Origin of the sequence: Citrobacter sp. KTE151 (assembly GCF_000398845.1) — a bacterium.
GTDB classification, from domain to species: domain Bacteria; phylum Pseudomonadota; class Gammaproteobacteria; order Enterobacterales; family Enterobacteriaceae; genus Citrobacter; species Citrobacter braakii.
Genome location: NZ_KB976063.1, coordinates 330,314 through 347,735, shown reverse-complemented (window position 1 = coordinate 347,735; position 17,422 = coordinate 330,314). Strand labels below are relative to the sequence as shown.

General features: G+C 51.1%; 19 protein-coding genes, 1 other RNA gene and 1 pseudogene. 10 read left to right on the top strand and 11 right to left on the bottom strand.

The genetic code is table 11. The annotated features are described in order from the left end of the window. Positions 1-104 precede the first annotated feature (104 nt). Positions 105-755, bottom strand: a complete 651-nt coding sequence (acrR, locus tag WC7_RS19645) for a multidrug efflux transporter transcriptional repressor AcrR (RefSeq protein ID WP_016152075.1) — start codon at positions 753-755, stop codon at positions 105-107. A gap of 141 nt (positions 756-896) precedes the next feature. Between acrR and acrA the strand changes: the two genes are divergently transcribed. The 6 genes from acrA to WC7_RS19675 all read left to right on the top strand — a co-directional run bounded on the left by acrA (position 897) and on the right by WC7_RS19675 (position 7,689). Further along, positions 897-2,090: a multidrug efflux RND transporter periplasmic adaptor subunit AcrA gene (gene acrA, locus WC7_RS19650; protein ID WP_016152074.1), complete on the top strand. Its 1,194-nt coding sequence runs from the start codon at positions 897-899 to the stop codon at positions 2,088-2,090. Between the two features lie 22 nt (positions 2,091-2,112). Then, positions 2,113-5,262: an efflux RND transporter permease AcrB gene (acrB, locus tag WC7_RS19655; protein ID WP_016152073.1), complete on the top strand. Its 3,150-nt coding sequence runs from the start codon at positions 2,113-2,115 to the stop codon at positions 5,260-5,262. A 487-nt stretch (positions 5,263-5,749) separates the two neighbouring features. Then, complete coding sequence (tomB, locus tag WC7_RS19660; RefSeq protein ID WP_003021733.1) at positions 5,750-6,124, top strand: Hha toxicity modulator TomB; 375 nt, start codon at positions 5,750-5,752, stop codon at positions 6,122-6,124. 27 nt (positions 6,125-6,151) lie between these two features. Continuing rightward, a complete protein-coding gene (locus tag WC7_RS19665) occupies positions 6,152-6,370 on the top strand; it encodes an HHA domain-containing protein (RefSeq protein WP_002892050.1) in 219 nt (72 codons plus the stop codon). A gap of 180 nt (positions 6,371-6,550) precedes the next feature. Beyond that, the gene (maa, locus tag WC7_RS19670; protein ID WP_016152072.1) at positions 6,551-7,102 is read left to right on the top strand and encodes a maltose O-acetyltransferase; all 552 of its coding nucleotides are present in this window, start codon (positions 6,551-6,553) and stop codon (positions 7,100-7,102) included. 116 nt (positions 7,103-7,218) lie between these two features. Beyond that, on the top strand, positions 7,219-7,689 hold the full coding sequence (locus WC7_RS19675) for a YlaC family protein (RefSeq protein WP_016152071.1): 471 nt from the start codon (positions 7,219-7,221) through the stop codon (positions 7,687-7,689). Positions 7,690-7,767: 78 nt separating this feature from the next. On the opposite strand, the gene ykgO is transcribed toward WC7_RS19675, so the two are convergent. Then, on the bottom strand, positions 7,768-7,908 hold the full coding sequence (gene ykgO, locus WC7_RS25170; RefSeq protein ID WP_005125190.1) for a type B 50S ribosomal protein L36: 141 nt from the start codon (positions 7,906-7,908) through the stop codon (positions 7,768-7,770). Position 7,909: 1 nt separating this feature from the next. Continuing rightward, positions 7,910-8,170 (bottom strand): type B 50S ribosomal protein L31, encoded by a 261-nt coding sequence (locus WC7_RS19680; RefSeq protein WP_016152070.1) that lies wholly within the window; start codon positions 8,168-8,170, stop codon positions 7,910-7,912. Positions 8,171-8,358: 188 nt separating this feature from the next. On the opposite strand from WC7_RS19680, the gene WC7_RS19685 reads away from it, so the two are divergent. Then, on the top strand, positions 8,359-9,912 hold the full coding sequence (locus tag WC7_RS19685) for an EAL domain-containing protein (RefSeq protein WP_016152069.1): 1,554 nt from the start codon (positions 8,359-8,361) through the stop codon (positions 9,910-9,912). A gap of 51 nt (positions 9,913-9,963) precedes the next feature. On the opposite strand, the gene WC7_RS19690 is transcribed toward WC7_RS19685, so the two are convergent. Continuing rightward, the gene (locus WC7_RS19690; RefSeq protein WP_003831033.1) at positions 9,964-10,317 is read right to left on the bottom strand and encodes a DUF1428 domain-containing protein; all 354 of its coding nucleotides are present in this window, start codon (positions 10,315-10,317) and stop codon (positions 9,964-9,966) included. A gap of 64 nt (positions 10,318-10,381) precedes the next feature. After that, positions 10,382-11,011: a membrane protein YczE gene (locus WC7_RS19695; RefSeq protein ID WP_016152068.1), complete on the bottom strand. Its 630-nt coding sequence runs from the start codon at positions 11,009-11,011 to the stop codon at positions 10,382-10,384. An 87-nt stretch (positions 11,012-11,098) separates the two neighbouring features. Between WC7_RS19695 and WC7_RS19700 the strand changes: the two genes are divergently transcribed. Then, positions 11,099-12,526 carry a MocR-like transcription factor YczR gene (locus WC7_RS19700; RefSeq protein WP_016152067.1) on the top strand — a complete coding sequence of 476 codons (1,428 nt, stop codon included), beginning with the start codon at positions 11,099-11,101 and terminating at the stop codon, positions 12,524-12,526. A gap of 59 nt (positions 12,527-12,585) precedes the next feature. On the opposite strand, the gene WC7_RS19705 is transcribed toward WC7_RS19700, so the two are convergent. The 3 genes from WC7_RS19705 to ffs all read right to left on the bottom strand — a co-directional run bounded on the left by WC7_RS19705 (position 12,586) and on the right by ffs (position 13,346). Beyond that, positions 12,586-12,804: a hypothetical protein gene (locus WC7_RS19705; RefSeq protein WP_016152066.1), complete on the bottom strand. Its 219-nt coding sequence runs from the start codon at positions 12,802-12,804 to the stop codon at positions 12,586-12,588. Beyond that, positions 12,801-13,052 (bottom strand): hypothetical protein, encoded by a 252-nt coding sequence (locus WC7_RS19710; protein ID WP_016152065.1) that lies wholly within the window; start codon positions 13,050-13,052, stop codon positions 12,801-12,803. Before WC7_RS19710 ends, WC7_RS19705 begins: the two co-directional genes overlap by 4 nt. A gap of 197 nt (positions 13,053-13,249) precedes the next feature. Then, an RNA gene (gene ffs, locus WC7_RS25165) (signal recognition particle sRNA small type) lies at positions 13,250-13,346 on the bottom strand. Between the two features lie 84 nt (positions 13,347-13,430). Between ffs and WC7_RS19715 the strand changes: the two are divergent. Next, a pseudogene (locus tag WC7_RS19715) lies at positions 13,431-13,820 on the top strand (MGMT family protein). Positions 13,821-13,851: 31 nt separating this feature from the next. Here the strand turns inward: WC7_RS19715 and WC7_RS19720 are convergent. Continuing rightward, on the bottom strand, positions 13,852-14,421 hold the full coding sequence (locus WC7_RS19720; protein WP_016152063.1) for a YbaY family lipoprotein: 570 nt from the start codon (positions 14,419-14,421) through the stop codon (positions 13,852-13,854). A 212-nt stretch (positions 14,422-14,633) separates the two neighbouring features. Between WC7_RS19720 and tesB the strand changes: the two genes are divergently transcribed. After that, complete coding sequence (gene tesB, locus WC7_RS19725; protein WP_016152062.1) at positions 14,634-15,494, top strand: acyl-CoA thioesterase II; 861 nt, start codon at positions 14,634-14,636, stop codon at positions 15,492-15,494. A 49-nt stretch (positions 15,495-15,543) separates the two neighbouring features. On the opposite strand, the gene amtB is transcribed toward tesB, so the two are convergent. Together amtB and glnK are read right to left on the bottom strand one after the other, a co-directional pair. Then, on the bottom strand, positions 15,544-16,830 hold the full coding sequence (amtB, locus tag WC7_RS19730) for an ammonium transporter AmtB (protein ID WP_008783954.1): 1,287 nt from the start codon (positions 16,828-16,830) through the stop codon (positions 15,544-15,546). A gap of 31 nt (positions 16,831-16,861) precedes the next feature. Next, positions 16,862-17,200 carry a P-II family nitrogen regulator gene (gene glnK, locus WC7_RS19735; RefSeq protein WP_003021657.1) on the bottom strand — a complete coding sequence of 113 codons (339 nt, stop codon included), beginning with the start codon at positions 17,198-17,200 and terminating at the stop codon, positions 16,862-16,864. Positions 17,201-17,422: the final 222 nt, after the last annotated feature.

Here is a 17,422-nt window from a genome sequence, read left to right as displayed (position 1 = left end):
AAAAGTGACCGAAAATAGTCAAGCGGCAAGAATATCACGGCTGTGACCGGCAGAATAGCAGGAGGCAAAATGACCAGGAGAATTCCTGGTACAGACCCAGAGAGTTAACAGGTTTCCGCTACGTTAACCCGCAAGGTTGGGCAGAGAAGACACATCTCAAGCAGCACGGCGACGTATTCCCGAGCCTCTTTTTTCAGATCAAAAGATTCAGGGGCAAATAACCAGTTCTCGATAATTCCGGTAACATAACTACGCAGCAGCACCGCCACGCGACGCGTGTTCAGATTTTCCGGCAGCATGTTGGCGTTCATGCAGTGCCGCAATGTTTGTTCGATACGGTCGTAATTTTCAATACACAGACTGCGCTGAGCTAGCTGAACTGAGGCCATTTCCCCGACAAATTCGCATTTGTGGAATATAATTTCCAACAATAAACGTCGGCGTTCTTCTGTCACGGTAGCTTCAAGAACGTAAATTAAAATTTCTCTTAATACTGATAGTGGATCGTCGGGGAATTTTGCCTGATACTCAGTCTCTAACTCATCAATGTTAGGTTTTGCTAGCTCCCAGATTTCACTGAATAAATCCGATTTGTTTTTGAAATGCCAATAGATCGCGCCGCGCGTGACACCAGCGGCTGCTGCGATCTCCGCAAGCGAGGTGGATGATACCCCTTGTTGCGAAAACAAACGCAGAGCGACATCGAGAATGTGCTGTCGAGTTTCCTGTGCTTGTTGTTTGGTTTTTCGTGCCATAGGTCAGTGAATTTACAGGCGTTAGATTTACATACATTTGTGAATGTATGTACCATAGCACGACGATAATATAAACGCAGCAATGGGTTTATGGGCTTTCAGCCATTGATCAATTTGAAATCGGACACTCGAGGTTTACATATGAACAAAAACAGAGGGTTAACGCCTCTGGCAGTCGTTCTGATGCTCTCAGGCAGCTTAGCGCTAACAGGATGTGACGACAAACAGGCCCAACAAGGGGGCCAGCAGATGCCAGAGGTTGGAGTTGTTACGCTCAAAACTGAACCTCTACAGATAACAACCGAACTCCCGGGTCGCACCAGTGCGTATCGCATTGCAGAAGTTCGTCCTCAGGTTAGCGGTATTATCCTGAAGCGTAATTTCACGGAAGGTGGTGACATCGAAGCGGGTGTATCTCTCTATCAGATTGATCCTGCTACTTACCAGGCCGCTTATGAAAGCGCAAAAGGCGATCTGGCAAAAGCACAAGCCGCAGCAAATATCGCTCAACTGACGGTCAAACGTTATCAGAAACTGTTGGGTACTAAGTACATCAGTCAACAGGATTACGATAGTGCACTGGCAGACGCACAGCAGGCGAACGCCTCCGTTGTCGCCGCGAAAGCCGCGGTAGAAACTGCACGCATCAATCTGGCTTATACCAAAGTGACGTCGCCGATCAGCGGCCGCATTGGTAAATCATCCGTTACTGAAGGCGCTCTGGTGCAAAACGGTCAGGCAACCGCACTGGCAACCGTTCAGCAGTTGGATCCCATCTATGTGGACGTGACGCAGTCAAGCAACGATTTCCTGCGCCTGAAACAAGAGTTGGCCAACGGCACGCTGAAGCAAGAAAACGGTAAAGCGAAAGTCGAACTGGTGACCAATGACGGCATTAAATTCCCGCAGTCCGGTACGCTGGAATTTTCTGATGTCACGGTAGATCAAACCACCGGGTCGATTACGTTGCGCGCAATCTTCCCTAACCCGGATCACACCTTACTGCCGGGTATGTTCGTCCGTGCTCGTCTGGAAGAAGGGACTAACCCAACTGCATTACTGGTTCCACAGCAAGGCGTTACCCGCACACCGCGTGGCGATGCCAGTGCATTGGTTATCGGTGCAGACAACAAAGTTGAAACCCGTCAAATTGTCGCCGCACAAGCGATTGGCGACAAATGGTTAGTCACTGATGGACTTAAACCGGGCGACCGCGTGATTGTCACTGGGCTGCAAAAAGTACGTCCTGGCGCGCAGGTAAAAGCGCAGGAAATCACCGCTGATAACAACCAGCAAGCTGCAAGCGGTAGCCAGCCTGAACAGTCCAAGTCTTAACTTAAACAGGAGCCGTTAAGACATGCCTAATTTCTTTATCGATCGCCCAATATTTGCGTGGGTGATCGCCATTATCATCATGTTGGCAGGGGGGCTCGCGATCCTCAAATTGCCGGTAGCGCAATATCCGACTATTGCACCGCCAGCAGTGACGATCTCCGCGACCTACCCTGGCGCTGATGCCAAAACAGTACAGGATACTGTTACGCAGGTTATCGAACAGAATATGAACGGTATCGATAACCTGATGTACATGTCCTCAAACAGTGACTCCACGGGTACCGTGCAGATCACGCTTACCTTTCAGTCTGGTACTGATGCGGATATCGCGCAGGTACAGGTGCAGAACAAACTGCAGCTGGCAATGCCGCTTCTGCCGCAGGAAGTACAACAACAGGGTGTGAGCGTTGAGAAATCATCCAGTAGCTTCCTGATGGTTGTCGGCGTAATCAACACCAACGGCACCATGACGCAGGAGGATATTTCCGACTACGTGGGCGCCAACATGAAGGACGCCATCAGCCGTACTTCAGGTGTGGGTGATGTTCAGCTGTTCGGTTCCCAGTACGCGATGCGCATCTGGATGGATCCGAACAAACTGAATAACTTCCAACTGACGCCGGTTGATGTGATCAGCGCCATCAAAGCGCAGAACGCCCAGGTTGCAGCCGGTCAGTTAGGTGGTACGCCGCCGGTGAAAGGCCAGCAGCTTAACGCTTCGATCATCGCGCAAACCCGTCTGACCTCCGCCGATGAGTTCAGCAAAATTCTGCTGAAAGTGAATCAGGACGGTTCCCAGGTGCGTCTGCGTGACGTAGCGAAAGTAGAACTGGGTGGCGAAAACTACGACATCATTGCGAAGTTCAACGGTAAACCGGCATCCGGTCTGGGTATCAAGCTGGCGACAGGCGCTAACGCCCTGGACACCGCAAACGCTATCCGCGATGAACTGAAGAAGATGGAACCGTTCTTCCCGTCAGGTCTGAAGATCGTTTACCCGTATGACACTACGCCGTTCGTGAAAATCTCTATTCACGAAGTAGTGAAAACGCTGGCGGAAGCCATCATCCTCGTGTTCCTGGTAATGTATCTGTTCCTGCAGAACTTCCGCGCGACGCTGATTCCGACTATCGCCGTGCCGGTGGTGCTATTGGGTACGTTTGCCGTCCTTGCGATTTTCGGTTTCTCGATAAACACGCTGACGATGTTCGGGATGGTGCTCGCCATCGGCCTGTTGGTGGATGACGCCATCGTTGTGGTCGAGAACGTTGAACGTGTAATGGCTGAGGAAGGGCTACCGCCGAAGGAAGCAACACGTAAATCGATGGGCCAGATTCAGGGCGCACTGGTTGGTATCGCTATGGTGCTGTCAGCGGTATTTATTCCGATGGCCTTCTTCGGGGGATCTACCGGTGCAATTTACCGTCAGTTCTCCATCACCATTGTTTCGGCGATGGCGTTATCAGTCCTGGTGGCATTGATTCTGACCCCTGCCCTGTGTGCGACCATGCTCAAACCGGTTGCTAAAGGCGATCACGGAGAAGGCAAAAAAGGTTTCTTCGGCTGGTTTAACCGCATGTTCGATAAGAGCACGCACCATTACACCGACAGCGTGGGCGGAATTCTGCGCAGCACCGGTCGTTATCTGGCGCTGTATCTGATCATCGTCGTGGGTATGGCCTATCTGTTTGTTCGTCTGCCAAGCTCGTTCCTGCCGGATGAAGACCAGGGGGTATTCCTGTCAATGGCTCAGCTGCCAGCGGGTGCAACGCAAGAGCGTACCCAGAAGGTGCTGGACGAAATGACGGATTACTATCTGACCAAAGAAAAAGCGAACGTTGAATCGGTGTTTGCCGTTAACGGCTTCGGTTTTGCAGGACGTGGTCAGAACACCGGTATCGCGTTCGTGTCTCTGAAAGACTGGAGTGAACGTCCAGGCGAGGAGAACAAGGTTGAGGCAATTACTCAACGTGCGATGGGCGCATTCTCGCAGATTAAAGACGCGATGGTCTTTGCTTTTAACCTGCCAGCGATTGTGGAGTTAGGGACCGCGACCGGTTTCGACTTCCAGCTGATTGACCAGGCAGGTTTAGGTCATGAGAAGCTAACCCAGGCGCGTAACCAGCTGTTTGGTGAAGTTGCGAAACATCCTGATCTGTTAGTCGGCGTACGTCCTAACGGTCTGGAAGATACGCCGCAGTTCAAGATCGATATCGATCAGGAAAAAGCGCAGGCTCTGGGTGTATCCATTAGTGATATTAATACAACGCTGGGTGCAGCATGGGGCGGAAGCTACGTAAATGACTTCATCGACCGTGGTCGTGTGAAGAAAGTTTACATCATGTCTGAAGCGAAATACCGTATGTTGCCGGAAGATATTGGAAACTGGTATGTCCGCGGCAGCGATGGACAGATGGTACCGTTCTCCGCCTTCTCTACCTCACGTTGGGAATATGGTTCACCGCGTCTGGAACGCTATAACGGTCTGCCTTCCATGGAAATCTTAGGCCAGGCCGCACCGGGTAAAAGTACCGGTGAAGCCATGGCAATGATGGAGGAACTGGCCAGCAAACTGCCATCCGGTATCGGCTATGACTGGACCGGTATGTCCTACCAGGAACGACTGTCCGGCAACCAGGCCCCTGCTCTGTATGCCATTTCACTGATTGTCGTATTCCTGTGTCTGGCGGCATTGTACGAGAGCTGGTCAATTCCGTTCTCCGTCATGCTGGTGGTACCGTTAGGTGTTATCGGTGCATTGCTGGCGGCAACGTTCCGCGGCCTGACCAACGACGTTTACTTCCAGGTAGGCCTGCTCACAACCATTGGGTTGTCGGCGAAGAACGCGATACTTATCGTCGAATTCGCCAAAGACTTGATGGATAAAGAGGGTAAAGGTCTGATAGAGGCGACGCTGGATGCGGTCCGCATGCGTTTACGTCCGATCCTGATGACATCGCTGGCCTTTATTCTGGGCGTAATGCCGCTGGTTATCAGCTCCGGCGCAGGCTCCGGCGCGCAGAACGCCGTTGGTACTGGCGTAATGGGCGGGATGGTGACGGCAACCGTGTTGGCTATCTTCTTTGTTCCGGTGTTCTTTGTGGTGGTACGCCGCCGCTTTAGCCGCAAAAGTGAAGATCTTGAGCATAGCCACTCAGTAGACCATCATTGATAGATCTCTATAGATAAGGCCGCGCAAGCGGCCTTTTTTCTGGAAAAATCATAAAAATCACTTATTGCTATTTCGTTTATTTTCTCCAGGGTAAATAAGCGATATAATCCCTGTAGCCTTAAAGGCTATTCTTAAAAATCATTGAGAGTTCTTATTTACTTTAATAAATATTAAGATTATTCCTGGTAAGCGGTTCACATTGTCGATTGTTACCTTTCGTTGCTAAACCTAATCAAGATAACTCGATGATTGCCCGAAGAATAAAGAAATTGTCCGATTCCGAATAACCGCATTTATCTGTTAAAATGTAAAAATGACCTGACATCATAAGTTTGCATAATTGTAATTTTTCGTGATATGACGATGAAATCTTTTTTAGACTAGATTATAGTTAAATCATCAGGAGTCGCGGGCAAGTTCCAGGTAGTCTGTTGTATCCATCCCGAAGGTGTTCGGTTAGTTTAAGCCACGAAGAAGGGGATGCGTTATGGATGAATACTCACCCAAAAGACATGATATCGCGCAGCTTAAATTTCTCTGCGAAACCCTGTATCATGACTGTCTTGCAAACCTTGAACAAAGTAACCATGGCTGGGTTAATGACCCTACCTCTGCCACCAGCTTGCAGCTCAATGAACTGATAGAGCATATTGCAACCTTCGCACTTAATTATAAAATTAAGTACAATGAGGACAATAAGCTGATCGCGCAGATAGATGAATACCTGGATGACACTTTTATGTTGTTCAGCAGTTATGGTATTAATACGCAGGATCTGCAGAAATGGCGGAAGTCAGGTAATCGACTGTTTCGCTGTTTTGTCAATGCCACCAGGGCTAATCCTGTTAGTTTGTCTTGTTAAAAATTATTACAATCATAGGTAAGATTTATGTCCGATAAACCATTAACTAAAACTGATTATTTGATGCGCCTGCGACGTTGTCAGACAATTGACACACTTGAGCGCGTTATTGAAAAAAATAAATATGAATTGTCCGACAACGAACTGGCTGTATTTTACTCAGCAGCAGATCACCGCCTTGCTGAATTGACCATGAATAAGCTCTACGACAAGATTCCAACTTCTGTTTGGAAATTCATTCGCTAATTGCTCACGGGTTAAGTCAGGTATAGCGGTACATTTGTCTGGCTGACCATTTTCGTATTTACAATGGTTATTTAAATCAAATCACGTGACTACGATCACAGCGAAGAAGTGGGAACGTTCCCCTTGTTTGCATTGCGTTTTACTGTGTTGAAATGACCTCCAGTACACAGGAAATTCGTAATGAGTAATGAAAAGCAAAAAATGATCGCCGGTGAACTTTATCGCCCGGCGGATGAAACATTGCGCCACGACCGACTACGCGCTCGTCAGTTGACCCATCGCTACAACCTCACCGCTCCCGATGAAAAAAATGCGCGACAAGCTATCCTGCATGAGCTGTTGGGCCAGAGCGAAGGGGCTTATATTGAACCCTCTTTTCGTTGTGATTACGGCTATAACATTTATCTCGGTAAAGAATTTTACGCCAACTTCGACTGCGTTATGCTCGACGTCTGCCCGATCCATATTGGCGACAACTGCATGTTAGCCCCAGGAGTCCATATTTATACCGCCACCCACCCGCTGGATGCCACCGAGCGAAACAGTGGCATGGAGCTCGGCAAACCCGTGACTATTGGCAACAACGTCTGGATAGGTGGACGCGCAGTGATAAACCCTGGCGTAACGTTGGGTGATAACGTGGTTGTGGCCTCGGGCGCGGTGGTCACGAAAAGCGTTCCGGCAAACTGCGTGGTTGGGGGCAATCCCGCCAGGATTATCAAAACGCTGTGATCTTAAATGTAACTGTTATGCTAAATTGTGGTTAATCTGTTACTTTCTTCAAAAGGTATCCCCTTTTAAAATAAGGCGATCGCATCTGAATATCGCAGACACTACAAAGGCAAGAGATGACAGAAATACAGCGCCTGCTTACCGAAACCATCGACGACTTAAATATTCGCGAAAAGCGCGACAACAAACCGCGCTTTAGCATCAGCTTTATTCGCAAACATCCCGGCCTGTTCATCGGCATGTATGTTGCGTGGTTTGCCACGCTGGCGGTGATGCTGCAGTCAGAAACTTTAGTCGATTCAGTATGGCTGCTGGTGGTTCTGTTCGTCATACTCAACGCGTTTTTCTTTTTCGACGTTGCGCCGCGATACCGCTTTGAAGATATCGACGTACTGGATTTCAGAGTTTGCTATAACGGGGAATGGTATAACACGCGCTTTGTCCCCCCTTCACTTATCGATACCATCCTGCACTCACCTTCCGTCGATAGCGAACATAAAGCGCAGCTGCAAAAGATGATATCGCGTAAGGGTGAACTCTCGTTTTACGATGTCTTTACGCTAACCCGTCCCCAGACCAGCCAGTAACGACATCTCAACGCAGATAAAAAAAGTGCGTCCCGATGAAGGAAACGCACTTTAATCCCTGAAATGTTGGTAAAGAAGCTAACGTCTTTTTTTACGACCCTGAACAGCTTTAAAGCGCGGATTCGTTTTGCAGATTACGTACAAACGTCCTTTGCGTTTCACTATCTGGCAGTCAGGATGACGCTGTTTTGCACTACGAAGTGAATTGAGTACCTGCATCTTAACCTCGCTTAGTGCCAATAAAATGACCAAAACGTTTCTGGAAACGTGCTGCACTACCTTCGTTATCAAAGGTTTTTTGTTTCCCGGTATAGTACGGATGCGATTTGGAAGAGATATCCAGGGTCACGTACGGGTACATTTTCCCCTCAAACTCAATCTCACGTTCCGTTTTAATGGTCGAGCCGACCTTAAAAAATTCATTGGCGCTGGTATCGTGAAACACCACAGTACGGTAAAAAGGATGAATATCCGGCTTCATGGCAACCTCAATTTGTTACGTTATAACATAACTATCAAAATACACCACTCTTGTATAAATCACAACCTGGTTTACGCGATTAAGAGTTAAACGGGATGATAAGTGGCCGTAAATATATGATGCCAATCGAATAGCTTTTTCGGCTTTCGGATATACTTTCCCTACGCTGTGTTAATAAGGATATCACTGTGATAACACGACATCTGATAAGCCTGGTGACTGGGGTGCTGTTTCTTTCCATCCTCGCGCCCGTAGGTTTAAGCCTGTGGCTGGCGCATCGTCAGGTCGAAACGAAATTTATCGATGAACTCGATATGTTCTCAACCCGAGTCGCATTACGTACGGAACGCGTAGGTGAACAGGCCAAAAAAGCGTTGCGCCATATTGAAGCTTTTCAGGGTGAACCTTGTAGTGAAGAGCATCTGCTTGAAATGCGTCGTTTGTCATATAGCTATCGCTATATTCAGGAAGTGCTGTACCTCAAAGATAACGTTCCACAATGCTCATCCCTGGAAAAAAGAAGCCGGGCAGCCGCGTTTCCTCCAGCAATGAAAATCACGCCCGATGGCTACCACGCATGGTTGACCATGCAAAACGATTTGGGCATCAAGCGTTTTATGGCGGCATTAGGTAGCAAGCATTACGTCGTGATGATCGATCCCGGTTCTTTTATTGATGTCATCCCGTTTGGCTCATGGCCGATTGAAGTCGCTATCATTGGTACCGCGCGTAACACGGTGGTAGCCAGTAGCACCGATCTGCCACCGGATGTTTTACAACATGTGCAACTAGAGCATTCGATTACCCATCTGCAGAAAGACGGCAGTATTTATAACGCCCGCCCCTTCCCCGAACTGGGCATTACGGTTGTAACCTGGGCATCCACTGTACCTTTGCAAAAGAGCTGGCACCGACAAGCGCTCATCTGGCTGCCGGCAGGGATCTTCCTCGGCTTACTCACCGCAGCCTTTATTCTGCGTATTTTGCGCCGTTTACAGTCCCCTCATCACCAGTTGCAGAACGCTATCCAGCATCGGGATATCAAGGTCTACTACCAGCCGATTATCTCGCTCAAAACAGGGAAAGTGGTCGGGGCAGAGGCGCTGGCTCGCTGGCCACAGGCCGACGGGAGCTATCTGTCGCCTGAGATTTTCGTCGCACTGGCGCAAGAGACCGGGCTTTCAGAGCCGCTCACCCGTTTGATTATTGAAAGCGTATTTGACGATTTAGGAAAATGGTTGCGTCAATATCCCCACCAGCATATATCCATTAACCTTGAGTCAGCCGATCTGACCTCCGAAACGCTTCCTGCTCTGTTAAGCCAGAAGGTGAACCACTGGCAACTTAAGCCTGCACAAATCGCGTTGGAACTGACCGAACGCGAATTTGCCGACCCAAAAAACAGCGCGCCGTTTATTGCTAAATACCGACAGGCAGGCCATTCGATCTATATTGATGACTTTGGTACCGGCTATTCAAGTCTTAGCTATTTGCAGGATCTGGATGTGGATATCCTGAAGATCGACAAATCGTTCGTCGATGCGCTGGAGTACAACAACGTCACGCCGCATATCATCGAGATCGCGAAAACGCTGAAGCTGGAGATGGTGGCAGAAGGTATTGAAACCGAGAATCAGGAAGCCTGGCTACGCCAGCACGGCGTGCAGTACGGTCAGGGCTGGCTCTACAGTAAAGCGCTGCCGAAAGCGGAATTTATTCTGTGGACAGAAAAACGGCTTTAGCATGGCTGTTGATGGTGAGATGGCTGGCGGCACGCCGCACAGCCAGTCACATCACTCTTCCATAATGGGCGCAAATCCACCGTAGATCATTCGCTTGCCATCAAATGGCATAGATTCACCGAATTCCTTCATACGGGGATCGGACATCATCTTCTGATTCGCCGCATCGCGGACCTCTTTGGAAGGGTATTCAATCCAGCTGAATACCACTTCCTCATGATCCTGCGCTTTCACAGCCATGCGAAAATCGGTCAGTTTGCCGTCGGGGACATCATCTGCCCAGCACTCCACCACGCGCAATGCACCGAACTCCTTGAAAAGCGGAGCTGCTTTTGCCGCCATCGCAATGTACGCCTCCTTGTTTTCAGCGGGTACGGCAACCACAAAGCCATCAACATACTTCATGAGAAAAACCTCCGAAGTGTACTGCGCGACAAGCCGATTCCGGCCGCGTCAGTCGAGGTTAAGTTTAGTCGCCAGCAGGCGATCGTGCCCCAGGCGCATTCCTGATACGAATACGCGCCTGCGGCTGATGGCAAAACCATGGCAGGCAAATTTGAATCAGCGGCCCAATAGCCAGTGCATACAGCACCGTTCCAAACCCAACGGTTCCACCCAACAGCCAACCAATAAGCAGCACCGACACTTCAATTGCGGTTCGAATTCGTCGTACTGGCCAGCCGGTACGCGCGTGAATTCCAGTCATCAGACCGTCACGCGGGCCCGCGCCAAAACCGGCACCAATGTACAGAGCGGTTGCTAACGCATTCAGTATCACCGCTGACACCAGTAGCCCGCTGCGCGCCAGCAGGGATTCAAATCCCGGAATCACCAGCAGCGCGACATCTGCCGCCAGTCCAATCATAATCACGTTGCTCAACGTGCCAAACCCTGGGCGCTGGCGTAGCGGTATCCACGCCAGAAGCACCAACACACCCACGGCAATAATCACCACGCCGATATTCATCGACAGTAAATTTGCCACCCCCAGGTGGAACACGTTCCACGGATCGGCCCCTAAATCGGCACGGACAAACATCGCCGTCGACACACCATACAGCGTCAGCCCGATAAACAGCTGAAATAAACGACGCAGCATGTTCTTCCCCTCTTACTCTCAGATAACTTTCATCTTCACCGCAATTGGCACTATGATTAATGTCCAGTTTTCAAAAAGTGGACTGCTATGTCATCTCGCCGTTACGGAAGCCAGTCTTTGCAACGCCTGCTCGGACACTGGCAGGAAAGACCCTCGCGAACGCCCATCTGGCGACAGTTGGCAGAAGCGTTACGTTTGCTGATCCTCGATGGGCGACTGGCGCTGGATAGCCGCTTGCCCGGTGAGCGCGAGCTCGCTGCCGTTCTGCAAGTCAGCCGAACCACCGTCGCCAGCGCCATGGCACAACTGCGTGAGGAGGGATATCTGGAAAGCCGACATGGTAGCGGTTCACGGGTGATCCTGCCGGAGCACATTCGCCATGTGCCAACGCGGACCAGCACTGGAACAGCGCTTGATTTGTCCACGGCAGCGCTGAGTGCCGGTCCTGAAATTCATCAGGCTTACCAGCAGGCACTGTTCGCAATGCCGCAGCATCTGCTGAGCTCCGGGTATCTACCGCAGGGACTGTCGGTTTTGCGTGAATCCATCGCCCGGCATTATTGCGAACGCGGACTCCCGACGCAGCCCGACGAAATAATGGTCGTGAACGGCGCGGTCAGCGGTCTGGCGTTGATCCTGCGTTTACTCACCGGCCCCGGCGATCGCGTAGTGGTAGATCACCCCACTTATCCGCTGGCCATTGCAGCAATACAAGGGGCGTCATGTCGCCCCGTCGGCGTGTCGCTGCCCGAGCACGGTTGGGATACGGCGGGTCTGGTCGCCACCATCGCGCAAACTGCACCGAGAATGGCCTATCTGATGCCGGATTTTCACAACCCGACCGGGCGCTGTATGGACACAGCTACTCGCCAGGTCGTGGCGGATATTGCTGAAAGAACCCACACGACGTTGGTAGTCGATGAGACCATGGTGAACCTGTGGTATGACGCCCCACCGCCACCGCCGCTTGCCACATTCAATCGCGATGCCCCAATCATCCTGCTCGGTTCAGCAGGGAAAAGCTTTTGGGGCGGATTACGTCTGGGCTGGATTCGGGCGTCGGCGCGTACCATTGCCGCGCTGGTCCAAACCCGCGACACCTTCGATTTGGGCTCCCCGGTGCTTGAGCAACTCGCCACCAGCTGGCTGCTGGATAACGCCGAGGACTTTCTTCCTGACAGAAGACGCCGACTCACATCACAGCGAGACCTGTGCTCGCGCCTGATGAACTCACATTTTCCGGAATGGCAATTTACCCAGCCACAAGGAGGACTCTCTTTCTGGGTTGAACTGCCTGATACGCTGGCGACGCTCTTTGCCACGCGCGCCGAAAGTGCAGGCATTCAGTTGGGAACCGGTACACGGTTCGGCCTTGATGGCGCATTCGACCGCTTTTTGCGTATGCCCTTCACGTTGCCGGATGACACAGCGTGTGCCGCCTTCAGAGTGTTGCAACCTATTTGGGATAGCCTGCGTTTGCAGGCCAGCAGCGGGAAAATGCGTAAAATAATCTAAACGACGAGTTAAAGGACTCGCTCTTGAATGCCGTGATGGACGAGGAGGTCCTGGCAATACTACCGCTGAGGAGGAACCGGAAAACCCTTCAGGGAAATCACGAAATTCTCACCGTCTTTCTTAATTTTTGCCCCGGCATCACACCAGTCGGAGGCAATACGGAAGAACTCATCGCTGCCGACATTCCAGCTCAGACGAACGTGTTTCACATAACCGGAGCGCAGCATTTCACAGGCTTCGCCATAATTACAGGCGGTTGAGAGCGATTGTTGTTTCATTTTTTCTTCTTCAGTAATCTTCGCAATGCTTTGATTTCTTTAGGAGTCAGTGCGTCAACTACGGATTCTTCCGTATGCTGGCTATCGATATCCTCAGCGGAGACTCCCACCTCTTCAATGGCGGAAAACGCGATTAGTAGCAGTTTTTCCGTGGCGATACTCAAATTTTCATTATGCACTTCAGCATAATGGCGAAGCTTTTCTTTTAGGGCCTCATCAACTTTGACATTCAATACAGCGGTCGACATCGTAGAAAATCCTTGTGGTCAGCCACAACACACCGGATGTAAGACCATGTCATTACAGCGCAATGGCGGCGGCAAAAGCTCAAATAACATCCCCAAAACACAGTGACAGTATTTGATGACAATAAAATGACGATACGATGACAAAGAAAAGAAGATAAACAGAAGAGAAATTGCCGGACGGCTGAAATGGGTGGGGGCCCTGCCAGCTACATCCCGGCACACACGTCATCTGCCTTGGCTGCTTCCTTCCGGACCTGACCTGGTAAACAGAGTAGTGTTGCGGGAGAACCAACAGAGCCCCCATTGAGAGCGTTGTTAACCAACGCGCAGGCGCATTATCACTGCTGCACCCTGTAATTGCAACCCATCCAGCATCGGATGCTGTTTTCTTGTGCAATGCGGCTTCACTCCTTCGCCATTCAGCATTATGCTGGAGGATTAGCGCAGGAATAAATGATGGATATACAGGACTCTTTCCCCCAACGCGTCTGGCAAATCGTCGCTTCAATCCCCGAAGGTTTCGTCACCACGTATGGCGATGTTGCCCGGCTTGCGGGATCTCCGCGTGCTGCGCGTCAGGTAGGCGGCGTGCTTAAGCGTCTCCCCGAAGGCAGTACCCTGCCCTGGCATCGGGTGGTCAATCGCCATGGGGCCATTTCGCTGACAGGTCCCGACCTGCAACGACAACGTCAGGCGTTGCTGGCAGAAGGAATAGTGGTTTCAGGAAGCGGACAGATCGATTTACAGCGCTATCGCTGGGTGTACTAACCCTCTCCAGGCGGAGAGGGTTACAACGACCTTAGTACTGCGTGGGAGCCGGAACCGCAGATGACGGATTCACCTGGGTTGGTGACGTTGACGGAACCGTGGTAGTAGCCCCACCGCTCGCCTGAACCGGTACTGCTGTTTGCTGTACAGGGACCAGCGTCAGGTCGGCTTTAGTCCCCCCCTGATTGATGACCGTCTGAACGGTATCAGTAATAAAGACCAGTTTATCATTTACCGTAATAGCCGCACTCAGCAGAATACGGGCGTTAGGTTGAATATCTGCCGGGTTGAACGGTAATACAAAGCTGAATGGCGCTTGTTTACCTTCAGTACGAACCGCTTTTTGCGACAGCACTTTTGACGGCGCATCGGCCAGTGAAGCATCTGACAGCGTAACAGTTAGTACCGCATCGGGTGGCAAGGCCACTTTCTGACGGATCCATACTGTACCGGAGACATTTGGCTGCTGAATTTTAGACTGTGTGTCAGAAATTGACGTATTAGGGCTTGGCGCAGGTGTCTGAATATCAGCGCTTTTATCGGCACAGGCCGCCAGAGCGACTGCAACCGCTAAACCACTTACCATGTGCACGAGTTTCATTAAATTCTCCTTATCATCTATGCACCAGCGAGAACTTTCCTCGCCAGAAGAGTGGTTAACAAAAACATAACGTGACTAAGTGTGGCACAGGACAGCTATTTTTGCCTGTAATAGGCCAGTAATTCAGACAATTGCACCCATCGGACCACTTTTAAAATTGCGTTATACTCTGCCTACCTCGCTGCGACATCGATATCACCTGGAGAGCACGTATGAGTCTGGCACTGAAAAATTTGCTGACATTGTTAAATCTGGAAAAAATTGAAGAAGGACTCTTTCGGGGCCAAAGTGAAGACTTAGGGTTACGTCAGGTTTTTGGGGGACAGGTTGTCGGTCAGGCGCTATATGCCGCAAAAGAAACCGTACCGGAAGAGCGTCTGGTACACTCTTTTCACAGCTACTTTTTACGCCCCGGCGATAGCCAAAAGCCCATCATCTATGATGTGGAGGTCCTGCGTGATGGTAACAGCTTCAGCGCGCGCCGCGTTGCCGCGATCCAGAATGGTAAACCCATTTTTTACATGACCGCCTCTTTTCAGGCACCGGAAGACGGATTTGAACATCAGAAAACCATGCCAGATGCGCCGGGTCCCGATGAGCTGAAATCAGAAACGGAAATTGCCCGCTCAGTGGCGCATTTGCTGCCGCCGCTGTTGAAAGAAAAATTTATCAACGATCGTCCGTTGGAAGTACGCCCTGTCGAGTTTCATAACCCCCTAAAAGGTCACGTCGCACCTCCGACGCGCCAGGTATGGATCCGAGCTAACGGCGTGCTGCAGGACGATCTGCGCGTCCATCAGTATCTGCTGGGTTATGCCTCAGACCTGAACTTCCTGCCTGTTGCGCTGCAACCGTATGGGATTGGCTTCCTGGAAAAAGGGATTCAGATCGCCACCATTGACCATTCCATGTGGTTCCACCGTCCGTTTAATATCAATGAATGGCTGCTGTATAACGTCGAGAGTACTTCGGCATCCGGTGCCCGGGGCTTTGTACGCGGAGAGTTTTATACCCAGGATGGCGTGCTGGTCGCTTCTACCGTTCAGGAAGGGGTAATGCGTAATCGCAATTGAGAATTACCGGATGGTGGCGCAAAAGCGTTGCCATCCGGCAAATTGAGAATCAGGCGTTGTAAGCGTTCTCGCCGTGACTGTTTACATCCAGACCTTCGCGCTCCTGCTCTTCCGGTACACGCAAACCAACCGTCATATCCGCCAGCTTATAGCCAATGAAAGCCACCACGCCAGACCAGACGATGGTGATCGCCACGCTTTCCAGTTGCACCAGCAGCTGATGCCCCATGGTCACGCCCTCGGCAAAGCCCACGCCTCCCAAAGAGCTGGCAGCGAAAACTCCGGTCAGGATACAGCCGACAATGCCGCACACGCCGTGAACGCCAAACACGTCACACGGATCGTCCACACGCAGAAAACGCTTCAGCATGGTCACGCCCCACAGGCCTGCCAGACCCGCAACGACACCGATTATCAGCGCGCCGCCGACACCGATGTAGCCACATGCAGGTGTTACGCCCACCAGACCCGCAATGGCACCAGAGCAGGCGCCCAGCAGAGACGGTTTACCACGCAGCGCCCATTCACCGAAGATCCATCCGAGGATGGCTGCAGCGGTGGCGACCACGGTATTAACGAAGGCCAGTGCGGCGATTTCATTTGCCGTACCCGCTGAACCAGCGTTAAAGCCAAACCAACCAATGTAGAGAATAGCGGTACCGGTGAAAACCATCGGCAGGTTATGCGGTTTAAAAGCTTCTTTGCCAAAACCGACACGTTTGCCAATCAGATACGCGCCTACCAGACCGGCAATCGCCGCGTTGATGTGCACAACCGTTCCGCCGGCAAAATCCAGCGCGCCGTGGGAAGCCAGCAAGCCGCCGCCCCAGACCATATGCGCAATGGGGATGTACGACAGCGTTAACCATACCACCACAAAAATCAGCACCGCGGAGAAGCGAATACGTTCAGCCAGCGCACCGACGATTAGCCCAACGGTGATGCAGGCGAACGAGCCCTGAAAAGCAACGTGAATGTACTGGTAGAAGCTCCCCGTTACCGCCGTCAGCGCAATATTCTTCAGCAATACCCAGTTGAAGTTGCCGAAGAAATTATTTCCTTCGCCAAAGGCCAGTGAGTAGCCATAAACCACCCATAAAATACAAACCAGAGCAAATGTCACCGTAACCTGAGTCAGCATCGACAGCACGTTCTTACCGCGAATCAAACCGCCGTAGAACAGCGCAATGCCAGGGATGGTCATAAACAACACCAGCGCGGTACAGATCATCATAAAAGCGTTATCCGCTTTATCCGCAACCGCCGGTGCCGCCATCGCCAGTCCCGGCAGCAGCGCCAGTGAAGCAATACCTGTTTTCATCGTTGCTATCTTCATTTTTTGGTTTCCTATCACTGTGTGCCAGACGTTACAGTGCGGCTTCGTCGGCTTCGCCGGTACGAATACGAATCACACGTTGCAGCTCGGCGACGAAGATTTTGCCGTCGCCAATTTTTCCGGTGTATGCCGCCTTACTGATGACATCAATCACGCCATCCAGTTGGTCGTCGGCAATCGCCACATCAATCTTCACCTTCGGCAGAAAATTGACGCTATATTCAGCCCCACGGTACAGCTCAGCATGACCTTTCTGTCGGCCAAACCCCTTCACTTCGGTGACGGTCAGCCCCTGAATACCAATAGACGACAATGCTTCACGGACGTCTTCCAGTTTGAACGGTTTGATTACCACGGTAACCAGCTTCATAGATCCCCTCCAGTCAGAATTCAGTAGTGGCTGCAGATACACGAGAGGGATATTGCAAGGGATGTGCCAGAAATGAAAAAGGCGGGATGATTCAGGTTCTCAGGGTACTTCCGGGAGAGAAAAAGAAAAAACGCACTATAACGGTGCATAGTGCGTTACATTTTTGCACCAGATTGTTGATTGCCGGATGGCAGCGTAAACGCCTTATCCGGCCTACGAGAC

What these genes read in the sequence shown, in the direction of transcription:
- acrR (WP_016152075.1), bottom strand. Translation starts at nt 755, where the DNA reads ATGGCACGAAAAACCAAACAACAAGCACAGGAAACTCGACAGCACATT.
- acrA (WP_016152074.1), top strand. Translation starts at nt 897, where the DNA reads ATGAACAAAAACAGAGGGTTAACGCCTCTGGCAGTCGTTCTGATGCTC.
- acrB (WP_016152073.1), top strand. Translation starts at nt 2,113, where the DNA reads ATGCCTAATTTCTTTATCGATCGCCCAATATTTGCGTGGGTGATCGCC.
- tomB (WP_003021733.1), top strand. Translation starts at nt 5,750, where the DNA reads ATGGATGAATACTCACCCAAAAGACATGATATCGCGCAGCTTAAATTT.
- WC7_RS19665 (WP_002892050.1), top strand. Translation starts at nt 6,152, where the DNA reads ATGTCCGATAAACCATTAACTAAAACTGATTATTTGATGCGCCTGCGA.
- maa (WP_016152072.1), top strand. Translation starts at nt 6,551, where the DNA reads ATGAGTAATGAAAAGCAAAAAATGATCGCCGGTGAACTTTATCGCCCG.
- WC7_RS19675 (WP_016152071.1), top strand. Translation starts at nt 7,219, where the DNA reads ATGACAGAAATACAGCGCCTGCTTACCGAAACCATCGACGACTTAAAT.
- ykgO (WP_005125190.1), bottom strand. Translation starts at nt 7,908, where the DNA reads ATGCAGGTACTCAATTCACTTCGTAGTGCAAAACAGCGTCATCCTGAC.
- WC7_RS19680 (WP_016152070.1), bottom strand. Translation starts at nt 8,170, where the DNA reads ATGAAGCCGGATATTCATCCTTTTTACCGTACTGTGGTGTTTCACGAT.
- WC7_RS19690 (WP_003831033.1), bottom strand. Translation starts at nt 10,317, where the DNA reads ATGAAGTATGTTGATGGCTTTGTGGTTGCCGTACCCGCTGAAAACAAG.
- WC7_RS19695 (WP_016152068.1), bottom strand. Translation starts at nt 11,011, where the DNA reads ATGCTGCGTCGTTTATTTCAGCTGTTTATCGGGCTGACGCTGTATGGT.
- WC7_RS19700 (WP_016152067.1), top strand. Translation starts at nt 11,099, where the DNA reads ATGTCATCTCGCCGTTACGGAAGCCAGTCTTTGCAACGCCTGCTCGGA.
- WC7_RS19705 (WP_016152066.1), bottom strand. Translation starts at nt 12,804, where the DNA reads ATGAAACAACAATCGCTCTCAACCGCCTGTAATTATGGCGAAGCCTGT.
- WC7_RS19710 (WP_016152065.1), bottom strand. Translation starts at nt 13,052, where the DNA reads ATGTCGACCGCTGTATTGAATGTCAAAGTTGATGAGGCCCTAAAAGAA.
- WC7_RS19720 (WP_016152063.1), bottom strand. Translation starts at nt 14,421, where the DNA reads ATGAAACTCGTGCACATGGTAAGTGGTTTAGCGGTTGCAGTCGCTCTG.
- tesB (WP_016152062.1), top strand. Translation starts at nt 14,634, where the DNA reads ATGAGTCTGGCACTGAAAAATTTGCTGACATTGTTAAATCTGGAAAAA.
- amtB (WP_008783954.1), bottom strand. Translation starts at nt 16,830, where the DNA reads ATGAAGATAGCAACGATGAAAACAGGTATTGCTTCACTGGCGCTGCTG.
- glnK (WP_003021657.1), bottom strand. Translation starts at nt 17,200, where the DNA reads ATGAAGCTGGTTACCGTGGTAATCAAACCGTTCAAACTGGAAGACGTC.